This window comes from Leptolyngbya sp. GGD, from assembly GCF_026735145.1.
Lineage (GTDB): Bacteria > Cyanobacteriota > Cyanobacteriia > Leptolyngbyales > Leptolyngbyaceae > Leptolyngbya > Leptolyngbya boryana.
Map to the genome: position 1 here is coordinate 218,285 of NZ_JAPQKE010000002.1, position 24,345 is coordinate 242,629.

The 24,345-nt window shown below is 46.5% G+C and carries 24 protein-coding genes and 1 tRNA gene; 10 read left to right on the forward strand and 15 right to left on the reverse strand.

Annotated elements, in window-relative coordinates:
* Positions 1 to 16: 16 nt before the first annotated feature.
* From OU814_RS10015 to OU814_RS10045, 7 genes are all read right to left on the reverse strand, one after another.
* The gene (locus tag OU814_RS10015) at positions 17 to 334 is read right to left on the reverse strand and encodes a hypothetical protein (RefSeq protein WP_268182421.1); all 318 of its coding nucleotides are present in this window, start codon (positions 332 to 334) and stop codon (positions 17 to 19) included.
* A 134-nt stretch (positions 335 to 468) separates the two neighbouring features.
* The gene (locus OU814_RS10020) at positions 469 to 999 is read right to left on the reverse strand and encodes a hypothetical protein (protein WP_017285803.1); all 531 of its coding nucleotides are present in this window, start codon (positions 997 to 999) and stop codon (positions 469 to 471) included.
* 511 nt (positions 1,000 to 1,510) lie between these two features.
* Positions 1,511 to 2,038 (reverse strand): ribosome maturation factor RimM, encoded by a 528-nt coding sequence (gene rimM, locus OU814_RS10025; RefSeq protein ID WP_017285804.1) that lies wholly within the window; start codon positions 2,036 to 2,038, stop codon positions 1,511 to 1,513.
* A 3-nt stretch (positions 2,039 to 2,041) separates the two neighbouring features.
* Positions 2,042 to 3,310 carry a valine--pyruvate transaminase gene (locus OU814_RS10030; RefSeq protein WP_190652986.1) on the reverse strand — a complete coding sequence of 423 codons (1,269 nt, stop codon included), beginning with the start codon at positions 3,308 to 3,310 and terminating at the stop codon, positions 2,042 to 2,044.
* Positions 3,311 to 3,391: 81 nt separating this feature from the next.
* Entirely contained in the window at positions 3,392 to 3,574 is a 183-nt protein-coding gene (locus OU814_RS10035; RefSeq protein WP_268182425.1) for a hypothetical protein, read from the reverse strand.
* A gap of 288 nt (positions 3,575 to 3,862) precedes the next feature.
* Complete coding sequence (locus tag OU814_RS10040; protein WP_268182427.1) at positions 3,863 to 4,816, reverse strand: isoaspartyl peptidase/L-asparaginase; 954 nt, start codon at positions 4,814 to 4,816, stop codon at positions 3,863 to 3,865.
* Positions 4,817 to 4,877: 61 nt separating this feature from the next.
* The gene (locus OU814_RS10045; RefSeq protein ID WP_071596137.1) at positions 4,878 to 5,036 is read right to left on the reverse strand and encodes a DUF2256 domain-containing protein; all 159 of its coding nucleotides are present in this window, start codon (positions 5,034 to 5,036) and stop codon (positions 4,878 to 4,880) included.
* A 60-nt stretch (positions 5,037 to 5,096) separates the two neighbouring features.
* Between OU814_RS10045 and OU814_RS10050 the strand changes: the two genes are divergently transcribed.
* Both OU814_RS10050 and OU814_RS10055 read left to right on the forward strand, forming a co-directional pair.
* Complete coding sequence (locus OU814_RS10050; RefSeq protein ID WP_017285808.1) at positions 5,097 to 5,816, forward strand: RNA methyltransferase; 720 nt, start codon at positions 5,097 to 5,099, stop codon at positions 5,814 to 5,816.
* A gap of 148 nt (positions 5,817 to 5,964) precedes the next feature.
* Positions 5,965 to 7,344, forward strand: coding sequence for a serine hydrolase (locus OU814_RS10055; protein WP_268182431.1), 1,380 nt, complete (start codon positions 5,965 to 5,967; stop codon positions 7,342 to 7,344).
* A 15-nt stretch (positions 7,345 to 7,359) separates the two neighbouring features.
* Here OU814_RS10055 and OU814_RS10060 read toward each other — a convergent pair whose 3' ends face one another.
* The 7 genes from OU814_RS10060 to OU814_RS10090 form a co-directional block, all read right to left on the reverse strand.
* Positions 7,360 to 8,709, reverse strand: coding sequence for an FAD-dependent oxidoreductase (locus tag OU814_RS10060; protein ID WP_268182433.1), 1,350 nt, complete (start codon positions 8,707 to 8,709; stop codon positions 7,360 to 7,362).
* A 180-nt stretch (positions 8,710 to 8,889) separates the two neighbouring features.
* Positions 8,890 to 9,810: a DNA polymerase III subunit delta' gene (locus OU814_RS10065; protein ID WP_268182435.1), complete on the reverse strand. Its 921-nt coding sequence runs from the start codon at positions 9,808 to 9,810 to the stop codon at positions 8,890 to 8,892.
* A gap of 367 nt (positions 9,811 to 10,177) precedes the next feature.
* Positions 10,178 to 11,704: a ferredoxin:protochlorophyllide reductase (ATP-dependent) subunit B gene (gene bchB, locus OU814_RS10070; protein ID WP_268182437.1), complete on the reverse strand. Its 1,527-nt coding sequence runs from the start codon at positions 11,702 to 11,704 to the stop codon at positions 10,178 to 10,180.
* A gap of 973 nt (positions 11,705 to 12,677) precedes the next feature.
* Positions 12,678 to 13,343, reverse strand: a complete 666-nt coding sequence (locus tag OU814_RS10075) for a hypothetical protein (protein WP_268182439.1) — start codon at positions 13,341 to 13,343, stop codon at positions 12,678 to 12,680.
* Positions 13,344 to 13,776: 433 nt separating this feature from the next.
* On the reverse strand, positions 13,777 to 14,880 hold the full coding sequence (locus OU814_RS10080) for a glycosyltransferase family 4 protein (RefSeq protein ID WP_268182441.1): 1,104 nt from the start codon (positions 14,878 to 14,880) through the stop codon (positions 13,777 to 13,779).
* A gap of 783 nt (positions 14,881 to 15,663) precedes the next feature.
* Entirely contained in the window at positions 15,664 to 16,026 is a 363-nt protein-coding gene (folB, locus tag OU814_RS10085) for a dihydroneopterin aldolase (RefSeq protein ID WP_268182443.1), read from the reverse strand.
* The gene (locus tag OU814_RS10090) at positions 16,023 to 17,429 is read right to left on the reverse strand and encodes an ArnT family glycosyltransferase (protein ID WP_268182445.1); all 1,407 of its coding nucleotides are present in this window, start codon (positions 17,427 to 17,429) and stop codon (positions 16,023 to 16,025) included. Before OU814_RS10090 ends, folB begins: the two co-directional genes overlap by 4 nt.
* 116 nt (positions 17,430 to 17,545) lie before the next feature.
* On the opposite strand from OU814_RS10090, the gene OU814_RS10095 reads away from it, so the two are divergent.
* The 7 genes from OU814_RS10095 (at position 17,546) to OU814_RS10125 (ending at position 23,667) form a co-directional block, all read left to right on the forward strand.
* Positions 17,546 to 18,640, forward strand: coding sequence for an ABC transporter permease (locus OU814_RS10095; protein WP_017285818.1), 1,095 nt, complete (start codon positions 17,546 to 17,548; stop codon positions 18,638 to 18,640).
* Between the two features lie 6 nt (positions 18,641 to 18,646).
* Entirely contained in the window at positions 18,647 to 19,594 is a 948-nt protein-coding gene (locus OU814_RS10100; protein WP_268182449.1) for an ABC transporter permease, read from the forward strand.
* 136 nt (positions 19,595 to 19,730) lie between these two features.
* A complete protein-coding gene (locus tag OU814_RS10105) occupies positions 19,731 to 21,278 on the forward strand; it encodes an ABC transporter ATP-binding protein (protein ID WP_268182452.1) in 1,548 nt (515 codons plus the stop codon).
* A 68-nt stretch (positions 21,279 to 21,346) separates the two neighbouring features.
* Positions 21,347 to 22,240: a tetratricopeptide repeat protein gene (locus OU814_RS10110; RefSeq protein WP_268182454.1), complete on the forward strand. Its 894-nt coding sequence runs from the start codon at positions 21,347 to 21,349 to the stop codon at positions 22,238 to 22,240.
* A gap of 284 nt (positions 22,241 to 22,524) precedes the next feature.
* Positions 22,525 to 22,947, forward strand: a complete 423-nt coding sequence (locus tag OU814_RS10115; protein WP_017285822.1) for a hypothetical protein — start codon at positions 22,525 to 22,527, stop codon at positions 22,945 to 22,947.
* A 26-nt stretch (positions 22,948 to 22,973) separates the two neighbouring features.
* A complete protein-coding gene (locus tag OU814_RS10120) occupies positions 22,974 to 23,336 on the forward strand; it encodes a hypothetical protein (protein ID WP_017285823.1) in 363 nt (120 codons plus the stop codon).
* A gap of 4 nt (positions 23,337 to 23,340) precedes the next feature.
* Complete coding sequence (locus OU814_RS10125; protein WP_190653003.1) at positions 23,341 to 23,667, forward strand: MGMT family protein; 327 nt, start codon at positions 23,341 to 23,343, stop codon at positions 23,665 to 23,667.
* Here the strand turns inward: OU814_RS10125 and OU814_RS10130 are convergent.
* Positions 23,651 to 24,076 carry a hypothetical protein gene (locus tag OU814_RS10130; protein ID WP_017285825.1) on the reverse strand — a complete coding sequence of 142 codons (426 nt, stop codon included), beginning with the start codon at positions 24,074 to 24,076 and terminating at the stop codon, positions 23,651 to 23,653. The genes OU814_RS10125 and OU814_RS10130 overlap by 17 nt on opposite strands.
* A gap of 169 nt (positions 24,077 to 24,245) precedes the next feature.
* Between OU814_RS10130 and OU814_RS10135 the strand changes: the two genes are divergently transcribed.
* A tRNA-Gln gene (locus OU814_RS10135) sits at positions 24,246 to 24,318 on the forward strand.
* Positions 24,319 to 24,345 lie beyond the last annotated feature (27 nt).

Consider the following 24,345-nt stretch of genomic DNA (forward strand, 5'->3'; position numbering starts at 1 on the left):
CTTATGAACTGATGATTCAAGATTCCACATTGCTACCAATGAGATCGATCGCTTGATCTGCTGTAATTAACCGTTTCAAAACCACTTGCCCGATCGAGCTTGACTCGACACTTTCAGTAGGCTTGACTTCGACCATTAAAATTTCATCTTCAACACGATAAAGCCAGAGCTTTTCGCCATTTTCCCAAATACAAATATTCAATCGATCAATTTGAGGTTTGCGTCTCCAGGCGGTCTCATTCCACAAGCCACCTAGCTCCCAGACTCGACCCACACTCCAACCATCGGATAGAAAAAAATACTTCACCAGCGTCACCAAAAGCTTAAAGAGCAAAAATTTGCCTAAACCTTAGCGCTAAACTGGGACGATTCAGCTGAATTTAACCAATTTTTCCAAGAGTTCAGAGAAAGCGGGTGCTGTTTAAACTTGAAATCAATCAGCACCCACACTTAACCCCTGCATTTCATCTACTTCCAAACGCGAGTTTGATAGTTCTGCTTGCACGTATTCAAAATGCGCTGATCGTTTGCACTCACTTGTTGAATGCGGTGGTAGCCTTCTAGGCTCACCGGAGATGCAACCGGATTTAAGCGCGATGCAACGGTTGTCTCAGGTTGCTCGGTTGCAATCACATAAGGATTCTCAGAGCGATCGTATGTGTCGATCACCATGAGCGAAAGCTTTTCAGGCTCAACTGAACCATAGGTACAATCGAACGAGGAATTTGGCATGTAGAGTGCGCCAACTAATTTGCCTTGCCGAGATTCAAACACAAAGTAAGCTTGACCAAGTTGATTCGGCTGTGCAGATTGCCCATACAGGTAAACTCCATCCGGCAGTGTGGTTGCCTGCGCCATTGCAGTGTTAACCAGAGTGCGGGGAGCAGCTTGAGCAGGTGCATTCATCGCCATTAAACCTGCAACCGCAAGCGAGAAGCCAGCAATCACGGGGGTTACCTGTTTAACAGGGGCGAGGAGGTAAGTCAGTAATGCTTTCATGGAATGCCCTCTCAATAAATAAAGTCTTTAACAGGGGGTGCGAGGATGCGGTTGACTGAGTTTGATTTCACCACGGGGGCTAGTGAATAGTTTCAGTCACGGTCTACGTATTACTACTCCCTCTTAGGAAGTCATTTCGGAAAGCGGAAGGCAGATATCTGAAAATTTTTCTGATGGGATCAGTCTGATCAACACGGCGGAAAAATGAGCGATCGAACATGCAAATATCGACTCTGCTATTGCATAGCGTTGCCGACACCTTGCCCTAAATCTGCTACATAACCATCAAATCATGCCTGTCATGTTGGGATTACTTGACAACGTGACAGTCCAAATTCTGACTACTTAATCCCTAGCTTCACAATTCACTAATCCTTACTCTGTCTTGAACAATCCAGTTTTGTAGCGGAGCTAACCTTTATTTAAGCTACCATGCGGAATTAAACAGATTTGTTTTAGTAATAATCGTTTACTTATCCGAGATAACCGGATGGCGATAGAGCGATTTAGCCTAGAGATCCAGCAATCCAGGCGGAGGGGTAATCTCAATTCGGCGTTGCGCTAAGTCAACTACGGGCACGATCGCTTCGACAAATGGGATTAAGATCGTTCTGCCTTCCGGCGTAACTTTTTTGACTTCTAATAAATCATGTCCAGCCGGAATCACATCGCTGACTGTTCCAATTAATTCTTGACTAGCTTGTTCGTATACCGATAAGCCCAGCAGGTCTGCGACATGAAATTCGCCTTCTTCGAGATCTGGTCGATCGCTATCAGGTACGAGCAGTTGACAGCCGCGCAGAGCTTCAGCAGCATCACGATCGCGAATGCCTTTAATTTGAATCACATATAAACCTTTGCCATCGAGATAGCGACCGGAGACGAGTTCGATCACTTCGGGTTCGGTTTGGTTAGGACGCAATAGCCAGCGCTCTCCTGGTTCTTCAAATCGCTCGGGAAAATCTGTGTTGGGATAGACTCGCAGTTCGCCTTTTAGTCCTTGCGCCGCAACAATTTTCCCGATTTCTAAATAACCCATGCTTTATCTTCCATAAACTTGCTCTGCAACTTGCGCGAGTCGTTCCATCGCAGTTTGTAATTCTAAATCAGTTCCAGTCAAACTGATTCTTAAGCATTGTTGTTTGTGTTGCCAGTCCTCTCGTAAGCCTGGGAAGAAAGTGCTACCCGGAACAACAATGACTCCAACTTGTTTCAATGCTTGATAAAATTCCCAATCTGTGATCGGTAATTCGTCCAACCATAGCCACGCAAAGATTGCGCCTTCTCCACGGTGAAGATACCAAGGCAGCGATCGCGGCATACTACGATCGAGCGTTGCTTCAACAATTTCAATTTTGTGTTGGTAGAACGGTCGAATCACATTGGTTGAAATTTCAGCAAGTCTGCCGGATTGAATCGCGCGCGCTGCGATCGCTTGTCCATATCGCGGGGAATGAATGCAGAGATTCGTTTGAAAACATTCGAGGGTGTGAATAATTTCAGGTTCGCCAATGGCAATTCCAATCCGTTCTCCAGGCAATCCTGCTTTCGATAAACTCATACAGTGAACAACATTCCCTCCAAAACGCGGAGTCATGTCTGTAAAGTTTAAGGCTGGATAAGGTGGAGCGTAAGCAGAATCAATCAACACTGGGACATCGTATGTTGCTGCAAGTGTTGCGATTTTATTCACTTCATCGTCACTGAGAACATTTCCCGTGGGATTACATGGACGAGAAAAAATGACACATCCAGTTTGTTCATCGATTTGTAACTGATTGAAATTTGGACGGTACTTGAAGCGATGGTTTTCTTGATCGATTTCTAATTCAGGCCGATAGGCAATCAGCGCTTCTGGAGTCAGTGTGACCCCGCCATATCCGGTATAGTCTGGACTCAGAGGAAGAACAATCTTTCTCAGTTCTCCGCTCGCGGTGTAACCCCCAAATGCATTAGCTGCATAGAAGTAAAGGCTTTGGCTGCCGGGCGTGATCAAGATGTGTCGATCGCTCAAATTTAAGCCATATCGTTGATTAAAATCTTGAACGATCGCATCAATTAACGGTTGATACCCTTGACTTGCACCATACCGACAAACAACCTCACTGTATTCGGAACTAGCAAGGAGTTCTGTCGTGCAATCTCGCCAAAGTTGTTCTACTTCGGGCAAAATTACTGGATTGCCAGCACTGAGATTAATGAAAGTCTGTCCGGCTCCGGCTCGTAACGTCTCAATAATGTCCTTCATGATTGCCCGGACTCCGGACAGACGCGACATATCGGTTCCGAGTTGGCTTAGCGCAGGATTCATCAGAGATTACAACTAATAAGGGAATCTTGATGCTACCGACGAAAGGCACACTTCAAACATTAATTTTTGCTGCAACCGTGCTTAAGGATGGCGAAACACTTGCTCAATTTTCTGAACCGCTTCGACTTCGCTCAACAAGCGCTCGGCTTGACGAAGGGTTTCACAAGTTTTTGGGGCATTACCGATCGCATGATAAGTGACACCAAGCTGATAAAACGCTTGAGCGACCTCGATTTTGAGTTGATAAACCTGTGCCAGTGCCATAACACAACGCTTGGGGAAGGGTGACTGATGCGGAAATTACGGAAGGGGCAAATCTCTCAGGGGGAGTGAGAGATTGCAGATAGATATCGGAATTGCCCTGATATCAGGATCTTAGGGAAAGTCTCACACTTGAGGGCTGAGGGGTGAGACCCCCTAAACATAGACGACCTTACTTCGGTAGACTTGCCTATCTCTACGTAAAAGCATACCTACGCATTTTCCTCAGCACATCCGTAGATACGCATAGGTTTCTCAGTAATTTCTAGTCAGTGTACGGAATTTTAACTGTCACACAGTTCCGACTTCCATTCCGTCTGGCAGTTCTAGCGTGTCACCGATGCGATCGCCAGTATGATACGCCGCTAAAAGTACCTCGCTGGTTTTCCCCCAGCCGATCTCTCCGGTTGCAGTCAGTCCGATTGCGCCAAAATCGCGGCGGTTTTTCTCGGCTTCTTTGAAAGATTTTTCAAACGAGTTGTATAACGAATGTCCATCTGTCACACGAATGACGATTTTTGCGGCTAAACATTCATCGATAATGTCCTCGCCGATGCCAGTACAGCTAATCGCTGCCTCTGAAGTTGCGTAATTTCCCGCAGGCATTGCAGAATCGCTGACGCGTCCAATCCGCTCAAAGCCTTTTCCGCCTGTCGAGGTGCCAGCAGCAAGTCGTCCATGATGATCCAATGCCACAACGCCAATTGTGCCTCGTCCAGCCGATTCCGAGATCAATTCTTTTTCAGCGACAACGCCTGCCATGGCGCGGTTAAAGTTGCCTTCGCGCTCTTGAATCCACTCTTGTAAGCGCAATTCGGTGAGGGGATCATAGAGAGGAAGTTGCAATTCTCGCAGCAATTCGGCTGAACCCATATCTGATAAAACGCGATCGTCAGACGTTTGCAGAAATAAGGCAAGTTCGATCGGGTTTTTGACCCGTGAGGTGTTAATCACTCCGCTAAATCTTTGCCGTGCGCCATCCATTAAGGCAGCACTCATGCGAATTTGACCATCGGATTGCAAGACCGAGCCAGTTCCAGCGTTAAACCGGGGATCATCCTCTAAAAGTTGGCATCCGGTGACAACCGCTTCGGTTGCGGTCGCACCTGCAAGGAGAAGGGCATAGACTTCTTCAACAACTTTGTGCAGCGATCGCCGAACCGCCTCGGCTCCCCCTTTACCTTTGAGCGAACTTCCGGCTCCACCATGAATGATCAACTTGGGCTGAACGCGATCGACAGACATGCTAAGCATCCTCGTAATTGGGATTAGATAGCACAAAAGCTTATCATGCCAGGGTTCTCCGTTACTCAGAGGCACGCTGATTTTTGCGGTTTCGACAGCGATCGGAACAGTATTTCACCTCGTCCCAGCAATCTGCCCATTTTTTCCGCCAAGTGAAAGACAGACCGCAGACGGGACAGATTTTGGTGGGAAGATCGGATTTGGCGCGATGGCGGGGCATGACGGTAGGCGGGATAAGATGAGGTTTGCTTCTCTCTAGCTTACTTTTTACGATTTGATCATGCCGGAAGTTTCTCAAGTTCGGATTGTCTTAGTCGAGCCTGCGGGTGCGTTAAACGTGGGGTCGATCGCGCGGGTGATGAAAAATATGGGGTTGCATCAGTTGGTTTTGGTAAATCCCAAATGCGATTTGCAATCGGATGATGCTCGGAAAATGGCAATGCGCGCGATCGACGTTTTAGAAGCTGCAAAAATTGTGGAGTCGATTCCGGAGGCATTGGTGGGATGTCATCGGGCAGTAGCGACTGCGGTGCGATCGCGGCTGGACACGACATTGGAACATCCTCGTCAGGCATTGCCTTGGTTGTTGGAGCCGGGATTAAATACAGCGATCCTTTTTGGGTCTGAAGATCGGGGCTTAAGTAATGATGAGCTTAAATATGCTCAGCGGTTTGTGTATATTCCGACGAGCGATCAGTATCAATCTTTGAATTTAGCTCAGGCTGTCGCAATTTGTTGTTATGAGCTTTTTCAAATGCCAGTAACTTCGGAGACATTCACCGATTTGTGTTCGTTAGATGCACTCGATCGCTATTATCAACATCTTGAATCGGTTTTATTGAAAATTGGATATTTGCAACCGCATACCGCAGCAAGTCGAATGGAAAAATTTCGCCATCTGTTTAATCGGGCTGAACTTTCAGAAGCGGAAGTTTCCTTGCTGCGCGGGATTTTGCGGCAAGTGGAATGGGCGATACAAACAAAAACTTCTGAAGATTAGACAATTGGATCGGATCAGTTTCACGAAGTCAATGTAAAATCCCTAAGACATGTAAGGTGAAACAACGCAAATCTCGGATTCAAAAACGAAGACGGATAGCGTGCATTTTGCGAAAAACTTGACGCTTGATCAACGGAGAGAATTTTCAATGTGGGACGGAACTGACGAGTCAGGATCAAATTCAAACCGCTCTGAGATTGGTGTGCGTTCTCGTATTGCACAAGCGCCACGATCGCGCCGTCGTCCGGTTGAACCCCGCCGCAGTTCTGAACCTGAACCGCCTCGCACTCGTCGAGCACGGCGCACGGACAAAACAATGGAAAAAACAGCGGAGTTTCCTAAGTCTCGCACTCAGCAAGCTCGTCGCCGTTTAGAAGTGGTTCCACCGCCTGAGCCGCGTCGTTCTAAACCTGCACGCAAAGCAATCGCCCCGCCCCGTCCCAAAAGTGCATCTGCACTAGCCTTTCTCTACGGCACTCGATTGCTGATTTTAGGCATTGGAATTGGGGTGATTGCAGGAACGAGTTTATCGATTTTTGATCCAGCCAGTCGCACGACAGCAGAAGCTCCTAAAACTGAACAATCCCCGCCTGCTGCTCCCAGCACGCCGACATTGCAGCTAGAACTTGCTCAAGAGATTGGCGGACTGAAAACTCAGATTCAAAGCGCGATCGCACCGCAAACTCAATTAACCCCTGGCTTAATGGTGGTTGATGCAGATACGGGTGCTTACTTTGATATCAATGGCTCGAATGCGATCCCTGCTGCTAGTACGATTAAGTTTCCGATTTTAGTTGCTTTTTTTCAGGCAGTTGATGAAGGTAAAGTTCGATTAGATCAACCTCTGACTCTCAAAAAAGAACAAATTGCAGCAGAGTCTGGTGACTTGCAAGATTCTCAACCGGGTTCGCAGTTCCCGGCAATTCAAGTTGCAACGAAGATGATTGATATTAGTGACAATACTGCGACGAATATGATCATTGATCTCTTGGGTGGAAAAGAGGCAGTGAACCAACGGTTTCAAGCTTGGGGACTGACCAATACCGTCATCCAGAATGCTCTACCAGACCTGCAAGGCACGAATACGAGTAGTCCGCGCGATATGGTAACACTCCTCAGTGCAGTCAATAGTGGCAAATTAGTCTCAATGCGATCGCATGAAAGAATGCTGACCATCATGCGGAAAGTAGTGAACAATTCATTGATTCCACAAGGGCTAGGACAGGGAGCAGTGATTGCTCATAAAACTGGCGATATTGGCATGATGTTGGGAGATGTGGGCATGATTGATTTGCCAAATGGGAAGCGGTACTTTATGGCTGCAATGGTGAAGCGTCCTCATAATGACGATCGCGCGGGTGATGCAATTCGCAAAATGTCTGAGTTGACGTACCAATATTTCAATCAGCAGCCGGAGGCGAGTTCACCGAGTCCGACGCTGAGTCCACAGACGAACCCAACGATGAGTCCGCCTGTCAATCCACAAGGCGCAGAGCCATCGAATCCATCGACGATCGCGCAGCCTTGATGAAATTTTCGGGGTCTAGACCTCGATTTCGGCAGCGCGATCGGCATTAAACCAAGTGCGATCGACCGTACAGCCGAGATGTTGCTGAATGCGTAAGAGATCGGTTTCCGCATTGCCTAAGCAGGTCGTTGCTCCAGGTGAAGGTGTCACATTAAACCGGATTCCGCCGCCTGGATCAATCTCTGCTTGTCCTAGGATTAATTTACCTTGGGTCTTATCAATCAATTGCGGACGAATTCCACCGACTTCGTTCGCAAACTCAAGATCTGAAAGCCGTAATGATGGCACGATCTTTTGAGCATCCTTGAGAAACAGACGACGATTGACAACAGGAATTTCAAAGGCAAAGTTTTTGAAAATGTAGTTGCGAATGTCTCGAACCTTGAATAAATCCCAGAGCACACCACTGACACTCCGATCGAGACGCAGCACTTCTAAATAATCTACAAAAGTCTGCAAATTGTAGCGCTCTAGCAGCGGTAACGGCAGTGCTGTCGGTCCGAAGCGCGTCTTTCCAGGCATGGTGACATCTGGATCGCCATGAATGGCAGCAAAAGGCAGTTTGTCATTCTGCACCGTGTAGACTTTGCCATTGAGCACTTGCGGCGTGTAGTAAAAGTTTCCTGCGATCGGTAAACAAGAATATTCCAAACCGATGCCCATCCGGTGTGCAAATAGTAAACTGTGTCCGCCTGCTGAAACGACCACAAATCGAGCCGTAATCGTAGCATCTGCGGTCGTAATACGATAATTTTCGCCGACAGGCTCGATCGATTGCACAGGATTGCCTAATCTTAGATCGACGGTCTTCTCTGAGACTTCCTGTGCTTGCGCCACCATCGACTGTGCCAAAGCCCCATAGTTCACGGCAGTATACTCATTCTGAATTGCGATCGCGGCTAATTCTTCGGGTCGCTCCTGCCCATTGAGTTGCACCACATTCGGTTCAAGTTCAGCAATTTGAGCTTTTTCGAGCAGCTGCATGTTTTGAAAATGCGGCTTAAAGTTCTCGTACCGTTGCCGGACAAGATCACTCTCTTGAGATCCAACACCCACAACCATTTTGGGATAGCGGTAAATCACGCGATCGCGAATTGCAGGCGGTAGTTGGGTGGCATAACGCACAAGCATATCTGCGGAACGACGAACTTTCAGCGCTTTTTCCAAGCTGTAATTCGTTTCGATATCGCCGCAATGAATGGTTTGACTATTGTTCGTTGATTTGGAATTGACCGTCGCGACCTGTGAGTATTTTTCAATCAGTGCCACACGTTTCAAATCCGTGAACGTTGCCAGGGAATAAAGTAAAGCGGCTCCTGCAACGCCACCGCCCACTACAACCACATCATAAACTTGCTCTGTCATTTCCTAAGTGCCGATCGAGATTTACCTAGAGGGTGTTTTTAAAGGATAGAAAGACTCTGCGCTCACATTATGATTCCGCACCGAAATAGAATGCTATCAGCGCTCACCTTTAAAACACCTTACCTAGACTAACGTATGCCCGTGTAGAATATGCGCTGGTTTATCAGGGGATCATCACGGTTAATTGATTAACTGCATCCAAGTCACTTCCCAGACAAGCTGCGGCTGAACGTAAGCCAGTAACATTGTTTTCGCTTGTTCTAAAAGTTGCAGAGGTCGCTCCTGATGTTGCATCTGTGCCCAATAGCCTTGCTGCAAGTAATCAATCAGCCAAAGTTGTGTTTCACTATCGGTGTTTTTTGCGATCGCTCTTGCCGTGGTCAAGGCTTCTCGTAATGTTCTCGGAAGGGTCATTGCAGCCTGTAAGAGTTCTGGATCAATTGAATCGAGCTTTTGCTGATGTGCGATCGCGGCTCCAGGACTGCCTTGTGCTAGTGCTAGTAACTGCGGCTGTGCCAGAATCGCTTCATGTCCAGTTTTACTCAAGACTTCTGCCATTGAAGTCGCATCGAGTCGGGAGAAAGGAATGCGTTGACAGCGAGAAACAATCGTTGGGAGAACTGACTCAAGACTGGGCGCGAGGAGAATAATGGTTGCTCGTCCGGGTTCTTCTAAGGTTTTGAGTAGAGCATTTGCCGCCGCTTCGGGCATGGTTTCAGCTTGCTCAATTACAACGGTCGATCGAACCGCTTCTAATGGCGGACGACTGAGAAATTGGCTGACCTCTCGAATCTGTTCTAAGCGAATCATCGGGGGAGTTTTGCGCTTGACTCCAGCAGCCTCAGCTTCGGCAGCACTTAGTCTTTTACCTTGATGGAGATAAGTCGGTTCAACCCAAAGCAAATCAGGATGATTACGGTTGAGAATCCGCGATCGAGACGATGCGAGTAAGGTTTCGAGAAAACATTCAGCAGCTAGACTTTTCCCAATGCCCGGAGAACCCACAAATAGATAAGCCGGAGCGAGACGATCTTGCGCGATCGCACTTTCTAGCAATTCGACAGCTTGAGATTGCCCGATTAACTCAGCGAAAACAGACATGGACAGCGCTTGTGAAAGACAGAGATCCAGTGTAATCGAAGCGAGTAGAGAATTGCGCAGATTCGCTTGCGAGAGTGCTAGTTTTCTTGCTCCGTTCTATCTCGCCCCGGACTGGAAGTCTAGGGCTAACGGTGCGAAGTCCTTAAAAGGACTGAAGACTTGATTCTAATTGGCTGTTAGTCCCTTGAGTGGACTTCGTTCAACTAGCCCCGAATTCCATTCCGGGGCGGGTGAATGCGATGAACGATTACTTTTCTGGGGCGGGTGAACTGCAATGAACGGTACTGTTCAAACATCATCTAAAACACGATCGCATAGTTCCATCAGTCGCCGCTAGTGTTCAACTTCGCGACGACTGAATGATGAACTAAGCCCCCACCGCTTCTTTCGCAGCGTAAAGAACTTCGGCAGTGATTTGAGTAATATTGCGATCGCGGGCAAATTTCTCAGTGTTCCGCTTCACCTTACCACGCACAAAGCCCGGAATACGGTTCAGTTCTGCCAGTCCGTCTTTACTCCAGTTCAAATCAGAGTCGGCTGAAACAGATTTGGTAATCACTTCTTTTGTATCGTGACCGCCAAAGATCTCCAGCAGATGATCTTCCATGCCCAAAGTAAACGAGTTGTAGATCAAATCTACAATCTGATTGCTTCCTTCGTAGCCAACAAATGGCTTGTAGCCCACTGGGAAGTTTTGAATGTGAATCGGAGCCGCAATCACACCACACGGAATATCGAGCCGTTTTCCAACATGGCGTTCCATTTGAGTGCCAAAAATTGCAGCAGGTTCGAGCCGCGCGATCGCATCTGCAATTTGTCCATTATCATCGCTGACTAAGACATCATCACAGTATTCGCTCACTTGTTCTCTAAACCATGCCTCATCGTATTTGCAATACGTTCCTGCCAGCAATACATGAATGCCCATCTCGCGTGCCAAAATCTTTGTCAATGCTGCTGCATGAGTGTTATCTCCGAAAACAACTGCTTTTTTGCCTGTGAGATTTTGGCAGTCAATCGATCGAGAAAACCAAGCCGCTTGAGACACAAATCGCGTTTGCTGATCAATGAAGGGTTCATAGTCAACATTTGCACCTTGAGCATTGAGCACTTGCTGAATTTTGCGAATACAACGTGCTGTTTCCACAATGCCGATCGGCGTAATGTCAACATAAGGCATGTTGAATTCTTGCTGTAAAAATTCGGCTGCTAGTAACCCTGTTTCGCGATAAGGCACAAGGTTAAACCAAGCACGGGGAAGGGATTTTAGTTCATGAACACTTGCACCTGCAGGCACGATCGCATTGACTTCAATGCCCAAATCCGACATTAACTTTCTCAATTCAGTCGCATCGTGATTGTTATGGAATCCGAGCGTCGTCATTCCGAAAATATTGACGGAGGGCTTTTCGGTTTTCTCGGTGACGAGATTGCCTTGCTTGCGAGCTTTGGCAATGTAAAACTGAACGATCTGCTGTAACGTGCGATCGGCGGCTTGTAGCTCATTGACGCGGTAGTGATTCACATCCGCTAACATCACATCGCCTTTTGCTTCGAGTTGTGCTCGCTCGACGAAATTCTGCAAATCTTCCTGCAAAATACTAGAGGTACAAGTCGGAGTCAGAACAATCAAATCAGGATGTTCTTCGGCATCTTTACGAGTGATATTATCGACGACTTTTTCTTGAGATCCCCGAGCCAGTACATGTCGATCGACGACACTGGTTGTGACTGGAGTATAATCACGCTCTCGTTCCAACATCGATCGCATGACGTTGAAATAGTCATCGCCGAGCGGCGCGTGCATGATGGCATGAACATTTTTAAAAGAGCTGGCAATGCGGAGAGTGCCAATATGCGCGGGACCTGCGTACATCCAATAAGCTAATTTCATGAAGCGTGAAATGATGATGTGGAGATTGCTCTTGCATTCTCTCAAAGTTACTGACCGCGTTTGCGCTTGCTTTGTGATGTGTTACGCGATCGCACTGCCATTAAAAAAGCTGCAAACCGTTCTCAGGAGCGGCTAGAGCGTGATTTCACAGCCAGTGATTCTTAATAGTTCGTTGCTAAACTACAACAAACTCTATGAATGGATTTGGAGTGGGGGAGTAGGGAGAACCTGGAAGTTTAGAGTGCTCCCTATCTTCCTATTTATCGTGGTGAACTAGTTCTGTCGATCGCAGTTTCACAAGCACACGAGCGTGAATATCTCTTGCTCAGAATTACACAAATAATAATCAAGCTTACCTTCTTTTGCATTGCCATCAGAAAATACTTCGTGCAAGTTATTTGTACTTATGTACTATAAACGATAACTCAGCCTAACTCTTCCTCTGATGACCATTGCTTACTTGACCGAGATGAGGTGTTACGGCTCCACAGGCTTAGACTTCTCACTAGCGATCGCGATTATGTCTTTTTTACTTTGCAGATGGACTATCCGGGCAAGCTGAATCTTGTGATTAATGTTGTTGCCGTCTGCGCACCCGAAGGGATCAGCTATGCTGCACGCTGGGAGTTGGATGAGGGAAATTCCGTACAAAGCGTTAGGCGAGCTGCGGAAGAAGGGCATTGTCGTGTCGATTTCGAGCCAGCTGAACCTTCAACTCTCCTAAATAAAGCCATAGCACCCTGCGGGATCGAACTTCTGCGGGGTGCGGCAGCTAATCAAACTTTGGAAAAGTGAGTTCAGGGATAACGCTCTGACTCAACGGGCGCAAATAACCTTTGTAGTGCCATCGAAATTTCTTAATAGTTCGCTCGAGTCAGGTGTTAGAGTGTGCCTCATCAGCATCTTTCATTCGGGGCCGGCGATGCTTCACTCTCAACGAAGCCATCGTCAATAATCACTCTTTTCAAGGTATTTATGCTTGTTTAAATTTCAATACCTCTTTAATAATAAATCTAACTTCATCTTCATTCTTAATTTCTTTTCGACCTATTAGTTTCTTAACAAAATCATCCTCTATTCTTTCCATTTTAAGGGTATATCTCTTTGTCTTTGTACCACTGTCTACAAAGTCTCCTGTTCCACCGTGATAATGACCACTAATGGGGTTAAAAAACTCTAAAGTTCCATAACCTTCTACGTTTTGTCTATTACTTATAACTGTTGCTTCAAACAAAAAATCGATTTTTTCCTCGCTCTTGTTGATAGTTATAGTCCTTGAGCGCCAACGTGCATTGACGGTTAAATCCTGATTAAAGTTGATTCCTCTGTATCGAAAAGATTTTGTGGTATGGTTCCACTCAATCCAAGCATAGCTGTAGGGATGGTCTGGAGTATTCTCTACTTCCTCAAACCAATATCCCTCTATTCCATGTATTGGATCTAAAAGCAGTCTGATTTTCTTAAACCTTTTTGGAAGATCAATGAGAAAGTTTAGGATACCGAAGGTTAATGCTCCAATGATACAGGCTATAGCTAAAGCAAGGAAGTTAGGCTGTACTATCTTTTCAAGAAACGGCAATAGCCTGATAGAAATGGCACTAGAAAAAGAAGCAAATATCAAATTGGCATACTTTTCCATATCTTCTGTGAGTTTCTATTTTCAAAGTTGAGTAATTTGTTTCTGTTCCACTTTAGTTAATACATTTGCTCACAATTATATTCCGCATTCAAATCTGGATTCAGGCACTTTGTTGCGTTGCAGTTGTGCAAATGCGCCAGATGCATTTACGGTTCGGCACATTTTCCCTTTGCACTAGAGCATAAATATTTTTATATGACATTGCTTCATAACCTACTTACTCTAATCTGGTTATGTTTTATACTATTCAAGAACTACAGGGTCACAAGGATGTCAAGGCGATGCTGGACACTTACATCCTCAATCGGGGTAGCCAAGAAAGTACGAAGTCTGCTTGATTCGTAGCGATTGCCTGCTCGGCCCACAGAAGAGCAAACTCTGCGAAAATGGCTTAACTTCCTTAGCGCTATCGGTTCATATCCATGCAGGTGAGTCAATCAACACAAAAGAATTCGTCTTGCCACTGTTGAGCAACTGTATTCCATCCCAAAGTGGACTTGATAGCTAAAGCTTCCTGTCGCAGGGCTTCCTGCTTCTTAGGGTGCTTGAGTAAATCGGTGACTGCCTTAAGAAAAGCTTGATCTACAGTGGATTCACCAGCACACCCATCAATTTTAATTCCTGCCTGTACCGTCTCAGCTAAGGCTGCGAAGTTAGTCACAACACAAGCACATCCACAGGCTTGAGCTTTGATGGCAGCAATGCAAGAAATCTCAACAGGAGTTGCACAAGGATAAACATAGATTCCTGATGCAAAGAGTTCCTCAATTAATTGTTGATGTCCAACCCGCCCATGCTCATAAACATTAGGCTGATCTAAAAGCGGCAGAAACTTTTCTTTCTTGCCTTTCAACTGGGGGAATTTGGCAATTAAAGGTGAATTGACCAGAGCATCATAGGTTTTCCATCCATAAAACAAATGGATTTCGGCATCAGGAACTTCAGCTAAAACAGCTTGCCATTGGGTTAAAAGATGCTCAATCCCTCGTAAATAATCACTAATATAAATCAACCGCTTAGGATTTCTAGGAATGTCTTCTCTAGCAAAGTCAGCCAGCTTGACACCATTTCGGGTTATCATCACCTTCTCTGAAGGAATCCACTCTGGCAAAAATGATCGATGGTAGTTAGATAAGACAAATAGCTTATCGAAGCTGGATAAAAACTGCTGCTGCTGATCCTCGACGATTGCAGGTAGAAATTGTGGGTTATCATGCAGCCAAATTGCAATTTTTTTAGCTTTAAGATGCATCATCATCGGATGGAGCCAGTACCGATGAATAATTAGGATATTAAACTCATCCTCTGCGTTGAATTGTTCAAGCGGATGGTAAGCAACCCCATCATAAACTCCAGCTAATTCTCCACAAGGATTAAATATAGTTACCTGATAACCAAGACGTACAAGTTCTTGGCTTAGATAAATAACGGCTTCCTCACTTCCCCCAGTACCCTGCTCGATCGAAGGGGCTGCCCAATTTTCAACATGGAAGGGCAGATTTGCATAAATGACAATTGAATTGGTTGACCATTTCATAACCATGCTGCTTCGTGAAGATTGAGCCAACAGAAAGACCGAAAAGTGCAGGACGACGAAAACTCATTTCCTATAAAAGTTTTAGTAATTACAACACTGGGTTGTATCCTTAAAATTCTTGCTGAGTATAGGTTTGAAACACTTTTGGATAGGTGTTAGTCAAAAAATAATAATCGCTTTTGATCTCGTTTGACCGACTGAAAAAGCATTCTTTACATTAAGTAGTAGTCTACAGATGTAGATACTCTTGAATGTCCAGCTGCTGGGTTCTGTAAATGCGATCCATAGGGCTAGTGCACTACCCTTTCCTTTGCTCCCCTGCGCGCTCAGCAGAAGTCCCTGTTGTTCCAGAATCGCTCAATACTCTCTCTGTTCTAGATTCCAGCGTTTTTTGGTTGAATTCAATCAACTGTTTGGACTAACCGAGAGAATGCACATTTGAGGACGGTTGTAGTACGTGCATTAGTCCGGCGATAGTCCAAGACTTGTAACACGATTGTATTACAGACTAATCATCCCGCGCGAGCACCTGAAGCCTTAACGTGTCGTAATGCACATGGAACTACTGTGAAGACGGGCGATGAACTTCGAGTCAAATTAATCGAATGTATTAGCGATATAAAAGCGGAAGTCATTGATGTCGAGCAGGGTAATTCTCGCCTTCTTCTAATAAAGGGTCGGTTACGCGTCAAAAGCGACGGTACGCTCAATGCGTGATCAGCTTTGACCCAGATCTTAACTGAAGAAATCATGGAGTCACGCAGAATTAGAGTCAAGCAGCAGTTAACCTTTTTTGCGGAGAATGTCGATCGTAATCTTGCCATCAAACCCAGGAATCGGAGCGGCTGGCTTGACCACTTTGACCTGCACCTGATTCACCTGTTGATAGCTCAAGACCTGATTTGCAATCGTTTCTGCTAACTTCTCTAGCAAAAGAAACTTTGAAGTCTTAATCAGCGTTTGAACATCGTCAATCACATTGCAATAGTCGAGCGTATCTGCCAACACATCACTGCGTCCTGGCTTGGATAAATCCAACCATAAGGTGAGATCAACCTCAAACCATTGACCCAAAATTTGTTCTTCTGGCAATGCGCCCATGTAACCGTAGCCACGAATTCGGCTTAAGTGAATGCAATCCGTCATGATTTCAAGCCATAGCCTTTACGAACATAGTAATTTTTGATCCAGACTCCAAAGCGTTTTACAGAAATCGTGATCGGCTCAGAAGTACGATCGAATTTTGAGAGTACCATTAATTCCGCCGGATACCAATCATCCGAAACAATGACTGCATCTTTCCCATCAGGTAAATTCCGATGCCAAAAGTCAAATTGATCAATGCGATCGCTAATTGCAATCACATTGCGATTGTTCATTTGATACGCTAAGGCTGAAGCAGACCGATAATCAGACGTGATGAGCAGTGGATCATTCAGCGTCCGAGATTCAGATTCAACGATCGCTGCAACCTCTTTCCATCCAAATAACATTCGTGAATCTGGATCACTCTGTTGATCAATCAAGGCAGTCAGCGGGAAGACCGTATAGTGAAAAACAAGTACTGCCGAAATAATCAAGCCATAGATCGCCTGTGCTTTGAAATTTCGGAACACAAAAGGCAGCAGCGGAAATAATAATAGATACGCTGTAATGTTCCAGTAATACAATGCAGCCGAAACAAGCGAAATGATAGTTAATCCAATTGTTGAAGGAACAAACACCCAAAACGCTACAGTTGGATAAATCGATTGAATGGGTAAGCGAGTTTTCAACAGTTGATAAAAGCCAATCCAGCTAAACGGCGGAACAACAAACAGTGAAACTAATGTAAACCCTAGAAATGGACCAATTTTGATTCCAGGATCGACTGGGCGAACACTACGATCGACATAATATCGAAAAGACAGAAAGTCGTTTGAGACATTCCAAATGATGATTGGAATTAAAGCCGTCAGCGCGATCGCAATTGCGATATACAGCCTGCGATCGCGAAATAACGGTCGTAATCGAGCATGTGTGATTACCGTTGCAAAAAAGCCGATCGCGACAAAAATCGCATTGTATTTAGAAAGAAACGCGAAAGAAAGCGCGATCGCGCTTGCGTACAACCGCCAAGTTTCTCCTCTGCCATCTGTCAAATAAGTATCTAAAAACCGAATCAATAAATACGCAGATATAAGTGAAGCTGTGATCAACAAATGATCATGCCAAGCAAAACCTAGAAATATAAAATAGAGCGGCGATGATACTACCAAAAGCATCACTTTCCAAAACTCTAGATTTTTATGAAGATAAATAACAATTCGATAATAAGTGTAGAAAAAAGCAACATTACTGAACAAGTTCGGGAGTCGGAGCACGAACGCTGAACGTCCGAACAAAGAAGTGCACAGACCTTGTATCCAAGCCTCTAAAGGCGGATGGTCATAGTAAGACCAATCGAGATGTTGTCCCCATACCCAGTAGTAAGCTTCATCCGAATTCGGGAACGCAAACCACCAAAATATTATTCGCAGTAGCAAAAAAGCACAAAAGAAAAAGATCATTAAAACCTATGACACTCTGACAAAACGTCAATTTAGACACAGTGAAAACATCGTGAATATGAAAGGATGACTTCTCAACTGTAGACTTCGCCCTATTCAGCATAGGGTGTTTTGATATGCTTACCACCGGGACATGGCGGAGAACTTTAGAGGCGATCTGTATTCCGATCGGCGCTCTGTTGTTTTCACTTTTTCTATTTGGTCTATTCTGCTTCGCAGTTGGGACAAATCCTTTTGAAGTATATGGAGCGATTTATCAAGCTGCATTCGGCAGTTGGCTGTCCTTCCAAAATTCCCTGATCCGCGCCGCGCCGCTGATGCTCACTTCTCTCTGTACCGCATTGCCCGCCCGCTTGGGGCTAGTAATCATCGGCAATGAAGGCGCACTGGTCATCGGAGGAATTGCCGCAACGATCGTTGGACTCTCTGCGGTCAATCAAGCTCCAGCCACGATTACGCAACTGATGATGGCGCTTGCAGGAATGGGTGCAGGCGGATTGTGGATTGCAATCGTTGGTGCTCTGCGCCATTACCGAGGTGTAAATGAAACCATTAGTAGCTTATTGATGAACTATATTGCGATCGCGCTGTTAAATCATCTCGTCGGTGGCCCGATGCGCGATCCAAGCTCGTTAAATAAACCTTCTAGCTATGCCATTCCAGACCTTGATCGCTTAGGCACAATCCCCCTGTTTCCCAGAGTGCATTACGGTTTGATCTACGGCATTATTGCCTGTGTGATTGCTTACTTCTTAATCCAGCGCACAACGTTTGGATTCGCGGCTCGAACGGCGGGAGGCAACATTAAAGCTGCCCGCATTGCTGGACTTCCAGTCGGACAACTTGCGATCGCGATTTGTTTTCTCGCAGGCTCTTGTGCAGGACTCGCGGGAATGGTTGAAATCGCCGCAGTGCATGGACGAGCCAATGAATCCCTGAACGCAAACTACGGTTATTCTGGCATTCTCGTTGCATTCGTTGCCCGAAATAACCCGATCGCTGCGGGTTTAATTGCCATTTTATTTGGCGGCATTCTCGCCAGTGGGAGCATCTTGCAGCGACGGTTAGGAATGCCCGATGCTACCGTCTTTGTCCTTCAAGGGTTAGTGTTCCTCGTGGTTCTGTACAGCGAATCTTTGTACGGTCGATTCCGAGTGTTCAAAGAACCCGCACCGAAAGTGCCCGCAGCGTCTGCAGTTTTAGGAGGTTAATTCAATATGGCAACAGAAGCGATCGGTTGGTGGGGAGTGCCCTTAGCCATTGTGGCGGGAACCTTGAGAGGTAGCGCGCCCTTTTTGTTTGTCAGCTTAGGAGAATGCTTGACCGAGAAAAGCGGCAAGATCAACCTCGGCTTAGAAGGAACGTTGTTGATGGGAGCGATGAGTGCTTATGGCGTTTCTTATCTTACACAAGGCATTGTTGGCAGTGCTCTTTCTCCCTGGCTCGGTGTCTTTGTCGCTGGACTTTCGGGAGTGTTTTTGGGATTCATTCATGCGTGGCTGTCTCAACAACCCAAAGTCAATGATGTCGCCGTGGGGATTGCCATGATTATTTTTGGCAGTGGCTTGGCATTCTTTTTCGGAAAGCCGTTCATTCAACCTTCTGCGCCGCAACTTCCGGCAATTGGACTCGGAGATTGGAGTTCGATCGCACAAATCCAGCAGACTTTCAAAATTAATCCATTGTTTGTCCTGGGAATTTTGATTGCACCTGCGATGACCTGGTTTTTCAAAACAACGCGCTGGGGTTTATTTATCCGCGCTGTAGGAGACAATCCAGAAGCAGCGTTGGCAATGGGCATTTCGATCAAGAAAGTGCGAATGCTCTGCACAATGGCAGGTGGATTTTTAGCCGGAGTTGGAGGCGCGTATTTGTCGCTGTACTATCCGGGAAGTTGGTCAGAACGGATTTCGAGTGGGCAAGGACTGATGGCAGTGGCACTCGTGATTTTTGCACGATGGAATCCCGTTCAGTGTTTGTGGGCTTCACTCCTCTTTGGAGGAGCACAAGCTGTCGGCCCTGCCCTGCAAGCAGTCGGCATCGACGGGGGATATTATCTGTTTAATGCAGCACCGTATGTGTTGACGTTAGTGATTATGATTTTGACCTGTTCCCCGAAACGAACCATCTCAGGAGCACCGGGAGCATTGGGAACTTTGAATTAGAAGGGTAGAGATCCGGGAAGAACCTCCAAAAAATCGCCAGGCTTCCCGTCTCAGGATGACAGTCTCGCAGGCTGGAAGATTGAAACAATAAGTCAGCCAACGGAACCGAAGCGCAAAGATAACCGCACTAGTAATCATGACAACCGAAATTGAAACCTCTACGATCGAGACTCGAAACGCTCCGCCACTTCTCGAAATTCAGGAAATGACGAAGCGCTTCGGAACGTTTACCGCTCTAGACCATGTGGCATTGACCCTCAGACCTGGAACGTTCCACGCCCTACTCGGTGAGAACGGAGCCGGGAAAAGCACCCTGGTCAAATGTGTGATGGGATTCTATACGCCAACCAGCGGACAGGTGAAATTAGACGGGCAGGCTTGTACGATCGCATCTCCGCGCGATGCCCAAAAATATGGAATTGGCATGGTCTATCAGCATTTCACCTCTGTTCCCGCGATGACGGTTGCAGAAAATTTAGTGATTGCGCGATCGGGAGGAAATTTAGTCATTAATTGGAAAGAAGAGAGTGAAAAGCTCTCGGCTTTCATGCAAACTTCGCCCTTTCAATTGCCGTTAGATGCGCTAGTTGGACAATTGGCAGCCGGGGAAAAACAAAAGCTAGAAATTCTGAAACTGCTATACCTAAAGAGCAAAATTCTGATTCTCGATGAACCAACTTCAGTCCTGACTCCCAACGAAGCCGATGAAATTTTAGGACTGCTTCGAGAGCAAGTTAGTGCAGGCTTACTCAGTGTCTTACTGATTAGCCACAAGATGCGTGAGGTCACAGGCTTTACAGACGAAATCACCGTACTGCGACGCGGCAAATTAGCTGGAACAGGCAGCATGAAAGTTCTCACCGTACCCGACATCACAGAAATGATGATGGGCGAACGGCGCGAACCCAAGCCCGTTGAGAAAGTGACGCATGATGCTCCGATTCCGGTTCTCGAAGTTCGCGATCTGCACGCCGATAAAGATAACGGACTCGAAGCCGTTTCGGGCATTAATCTGAATGTTCGCAGTGGTGAAATTGTCGGAATTGCTGGAATTTCAGGCAATGGTCAGCGCGAATTTGTGGAAGTGCTAGCTGGACAGCGACAGCCCACAGCGGGAGAAGTGCTCGTCAATGGAGAACGCTATCAAGCCACACGAGCGCAAATGTATGAACATCGCGTCTTTGTCCTCCCTGAAGAACCGCTAAAAAATGCCTGCGTGCCGCATATGAGTGTGGCAGAAAATTTAGCCTTAAGAACCTTCGATCGTCCTCCCCAATCGAAAGGAATTCTGCTCTACTTCAAAGCGATTCGAGACGCAGCCCAATCTCTGATTCAAAGTTTCAAAATTAAAACGCCAACGCCTGAGACACCCATTCGTGACTTATCGGGCGGAAACGTACAGCGGGCTGTTCTGGCGCGCGAACTTTCCTCGGATCACATTAAACTCTTGATCACAGCCAACCCCTGCTTTGGTCTAGACTTCGCAGCCGTCGAAGATATTCATGGGCAAATTCTGCAAGCCCGCAATCGCGGCGTTGCGGTGCTGCTCGTCAGTGAAGACTTAGATGAATTGCTGAAATTGTCCGATCGCATTCTTGTGATTAGCGGCGGTAAGTTTTTATACGAAAGTTCAATTGACAATGCCGACTTTAATGAGATCGGACGCAGTATGACTGGGCACTAATAAGGAAGTCACCGACAAGTTCTGTAAAAAATTACGAATTTGTCGCCTTTCCTTACTGAAATCCCGCTATGAAGACACCCCAAGGTGCTCAGATTTGTCTGTTTACATGTTTAAGCCTGATGATCTCACTCGGCGGTTGGCAGCCGTTATCTTTCGCTCAAGTGTCGCCGACGGCTCCAAAATTAATGGAGCCGAGCGAAAGCGATCGCGCCTTTGAACGCGGATTGCAGCAGTTGCGAGCTCGCAATTATGAAAATGCGATCGCGAGCTTTGACCAAGCGATCCGACTCGATCCAAAATTCAAGGAAGCCTATAGCGGCAGAGGATTTGCCCAGCTGCAAAGTGGACAACTTGCACAAGCCATGGAGAGCTATAACCGCATTTTGCAAATTGATCCAACAGCCGCGATCGCGTACTCTGGTTTAGCACTCGTGCGCGCGAAATTAGGCGACGATCGCCAAGCCAAACTCGATACTGAAAAAAGTGCAGCACTTTTGGCTCGTCAGACTTCCAGGCATTTATATCAGAGCGAGTTGAGCCTACTCGAACTGCGTGTTGCCACCGCAGGACAACCTCCCAACTCCCAACTCTGGACATTGATCGAGCAAGGCTATCAGCAGATTGATGCACGCAATTTTCGGGCGGCGATTAATTTGTTCAATCAAGCTGTCAAGTTGCTCCCCTCTGGTTCGGCGCGTCCCTATATTGATCGCGGGGTTGCTTATTTCTGGATGCAGGATTATCGAGCCGCGATCGAGGATTTCTCAACTGCAATTCGGTTCAATCCCTTTTATGTCAAAGCTTACGAGTACCGCGCTCGGGCTTATGAACAAATTGGACAAAACCAAGCGGCAAGAGCAGATACCCAGAAAGCGATCAGGCTAGCCCGCCAATTTGGCAGCCAGCCTTTTATCCAAGAGCTAACTCAAGGGAATTCACCCACTAAACTCACAGCGAATTGATCGCAGTCCTATATGGGTTGGGGGAGCAGGGAGCTATTTTCCTCATTCCCCAACTTGCAAGCTCTGACATATCAAAAGCTCGCTCCAGCGGGACTCTACTACACTGACATTCTCTAAAGATCAGACTTTCTAAAGATTTTGTTCACACTGACTCGGTAAGCGACACGATACCCTAGAGGAGTAGATCATTCGTCTCAAAATCCCACTCCATTAACCTGCCCTGGGATTGAGACTAATTCTTCTCAAACCTCGCAAAGTTAAAGGTATCTTTTGTGACTCATTTTATGGCATCTGAGCAGCAAGTTAGACAGTATCTCGCCTACTGGTTACAGTTAGGAAAGCGGCTCATGACACATAATGGACAGCAAGCCGTCAAGCCGACTTCTGTGATTGCAGGCGATCGTTATAGCGATGAGTTTGAGGCTTGCTGGAAGTTAGTGACTTCTCCTGAAGCCGGAGACTGCTATATCGAAGGCACAACTCAGACGATTACAGATTTACTTTCACCCATTTGGGAAATTAATCCTTGTGCGCGGTGTGCAATGCCCGTTCCCACTCGATCTCTGGGGATGCCACCTACCGAATGTCCTTGTTTTGATTTGCCTAATTGGCCTGACAGTCACCTTCCACAACCGCGATCGCCGATCAATACCTCTAATTCTTTGCAAAAGATTCGCGATCGTCTGTCTCGCCCAAGTAACCCATAATAGAAAAGTTGAGTTTGGGAGTTGTAATGCGATCGATTCTTTTCATAAGCGCTGCATTGCTGATTGCGACTCCCGCTCAAGCCGAAACCTTCGAGCTGCAAAATCCAGCTTGGAAGCCTGTTCCGAACACTGAAGTAAATGGGACTTCCTACATTGAGACAAATAGCATTATTAAGTCTGACGACAAAATCATTTACGATCTAGTGAATGCGGAAGCAGCCTATTCGAGAGTGGAAATGAATTGCGAAGCACAGCAGTTTAGAACAATTCGGATGGGCTATTTTGCCACGCGATCGAGAATCAATTACACAACGGTCAATGACCCGTGGATGAAGCCTGAGACGAATTACCATAAAGCTCTCGCCGCCTTTATTTGCAGTCTGCAATAAGAGAATGTCGAAGTATCAGAAAATCTACTCCGTCGTTCGCCAAATTCCTTATGGGCAAGTCGCAACGTATGGACAAGTTGCAGAGCTTGCAGGACTGCCGAGACAAGCGCGTTTAGTCGGATATGCCCTATTTCGCGCCACAGATGACACGTTGGCTGTGCCTTGGCATCGAGTCGTGAATGCTAAAGGAGAAATCTCGATGTCGCCGCGTCGAGAAGGGATGGATCATATTCAGCGATCGCGTTTAGAAGCCGAAGGCATTGTTTTCAAAGCGACCCAACTGAGTTTGAATCGCTATCGCTGGCAACCGGATCTCACGCAGTTTGATTGAAGACTTCTAAAACTCGCTGACAAAATTCTTTCAATCGCATCACCGATTCGGGTGCGGGTTGACCTTCTCCTTCAGCAATCCAATCCTGAACGGTGGACATCTGCCACTGTTTACCTTGGTGATCAAATCCAGCGGTCTCAACGCCAATCGCTCGTCTGATGTGAGTTTCATCATCTGAGTGAAAGCGAATCTGAATTAGGACACTGCGGCACTGAAACAAGCGACTGCGCCCTGGAAAATGAAATCCGATATCGATCGAGTCTGGATCAACTTGTTCACGGGTGTCTGGGTCATTTGCCCAAGGTTTGAGATCGACTCGTGCATCTGGGAAGTCAGTTTTAATTAAATTTGTAATCGTTGCAATCTTGCTCGCGGTTTCTAAACTAGTCGCTTGTTCTGCTGCATTCACGATCGTGCGGCTCCCAATCAGCGTGAGATAAAAAACTAGATTTTTATCTCTTCATCATACGCAACATCTCAACTCGGAAGCAGTGCGACTTGATACCAAGATTTGTATGTCTCTAAAAATTCTTGACATATTCTTGGGGTTTAGTGTTAATATACGTAAGGCAGCGCGTTGGGGCGTAGCCAAGCGGTAAGGCACCGGGTTTTGGTCCCGGCATTTCCTAGGTTCGAATCCTAGCGCCCCAGTATCTAAACAGTAAAAGGAGCGAGATT

Coding starts and splice junctions, on each gene's coding strand:
- OU814_RS10020 (WP_017285803.1), bottom strand. CDS start 999: ATGAAAGCATTACTGACTTACCTCCTCGCCCCTGTTAAACAGGTAACC.
- OU814_RS10075 (WP_268182439.1), bottom strand. CDS start 13,343: ATGGAAAAGTATGCCAATTTGATATTTGCTTCTTTTTCTAGTGCCATT.
- OU814_RS10060 (WP_268182433.1), bottom strand. CDS start 8,709: ATGACAGAGCAAGTTTATGATGTGGTTGTAGTGGGCGGTGGCGTTGCA.
- OU814_RS10065 (WP_268182435.1), bottom strand. CDS start 9,810: ATGTCTGTTTTCGCTGAGTTAATCGGGCAATCTCAAGCTGTCGAATTG.
- OU814_RS10080 (WP_268182441.1), bottom strand. CDS start 14,880: ATGAAATGGTCAACCAATTCAATTGTCATTTATGCAAATCTGCCCTTC.
- OU814_RS10030 (WP_190652986.1), bottom strand. CDS start 3,310: ATGAATCCTGCGCTAAGCCAACTCGGAACCGATATGTCGCGTCTGTCC.
- OU814_RS10045 (WP_071596137.1), bottom strand. CDS start 5,036: ATGCCCCGCCATCGCGCCAAATCCGATCTTCCCACCAAAATCTGTCCC.
- OU814_RS10035 (WP_268182425.1), bottom strand. CDS start 3,574: ATGGCACTGGCACAGGTTTATCAACTCAAAATCGAGGTCGCTCAAGCG.
- OU814_RS10050 (WP_017285808.1), top strand. CDS start 5,097: ATGCCGGAAGTTTCTCAAGTTCGGATTGTCTTAGTCGAGCCTGCGGGT.
- rimM (WP_017285804.1), bottom strand. CDS start 2,038: ATGGGTTATTTAGAAATCGGGAAAATTGTTGCGGCGCAAGGACTAAAA.
- OU814_RS10095 (WP_017285818.1), top strand. CDS start 17,546: ATGCTTACCACCGGGACATGGCGGAGAACTTTAGAGGCGATCTGTATT.
- OU814_RS10040 (WP_268182427.1), bottom strand. CDS start 4,816: ATGTCTGTCGATCGCGTTCAGCCCAAGTTGATCATTCATGGTGGAGCC.
- OU814_RS10115 (WP_017285822.1), top strand. CDS start 22,525: ATGGCATCTGAGCAGCAAGTTAGACAGTATCTCGCCTACTGGTTACAG.
- folB (WP_268182443.1), bottom strand. CDS start 16,026: ATGACGGATTGCATTCACTTAAGCCGAATTCGTGGCTACGGTTACATG.
- OU814_RS10090 (WP_268182445.1), bottom strand. CDS start 17,429: ATGATCTTTTTCTTTTGTGCTTTTTTGCTACTGCGAATAATATTTTGG.
- bchB (WP_268182437.1), bottom strand. CDS start 11,704: ATGAAATTAGCTTATTGGATGTACGCAGGTCCCGCGCATATTGGCACT.
- OU814_RS10105 (WP_268182452.1), top strand. CDS start 19,731: ATGACAACCGAAATTGAAACCTCTACGATCGAGACTCGAAACGCTCCG.
- OU814_RS10055 (WP_268182431.1), top strand. CDS start 5,965: ATGTGGGACGGAACTGACGAGTCAGGATCAAATTCAAACCGCTCTGAG.
- OU814_RS10120 (WP_017285823.1), top strand. CDS start 22,974: ATGCGATCGATTCTTTTCATAAGCGCTGCATTGCTGATTGCGACTCCC.
- OU814_RS10110 (WP_268182454.1), top strand. CDS start 21,347: ATGAAGACACCCCAAGGTGCTCAGATTTGTCTGTTTACATGTTTAAGC.
- OU814_RS10125 (WP_190653003.1), top strand. CDS start 23,341: ATGTCGAAGTATCAGAAAATCTACTCCGTCGTTCGCCAAATTCCTTAT.
- OU814_RS10100 (WP_268182449.1), top strand. CDS start 18,647: ATGGCAACAGAAGCGATCGGTTGGTGGGGAGTGCCCTTAGCCATTGTG.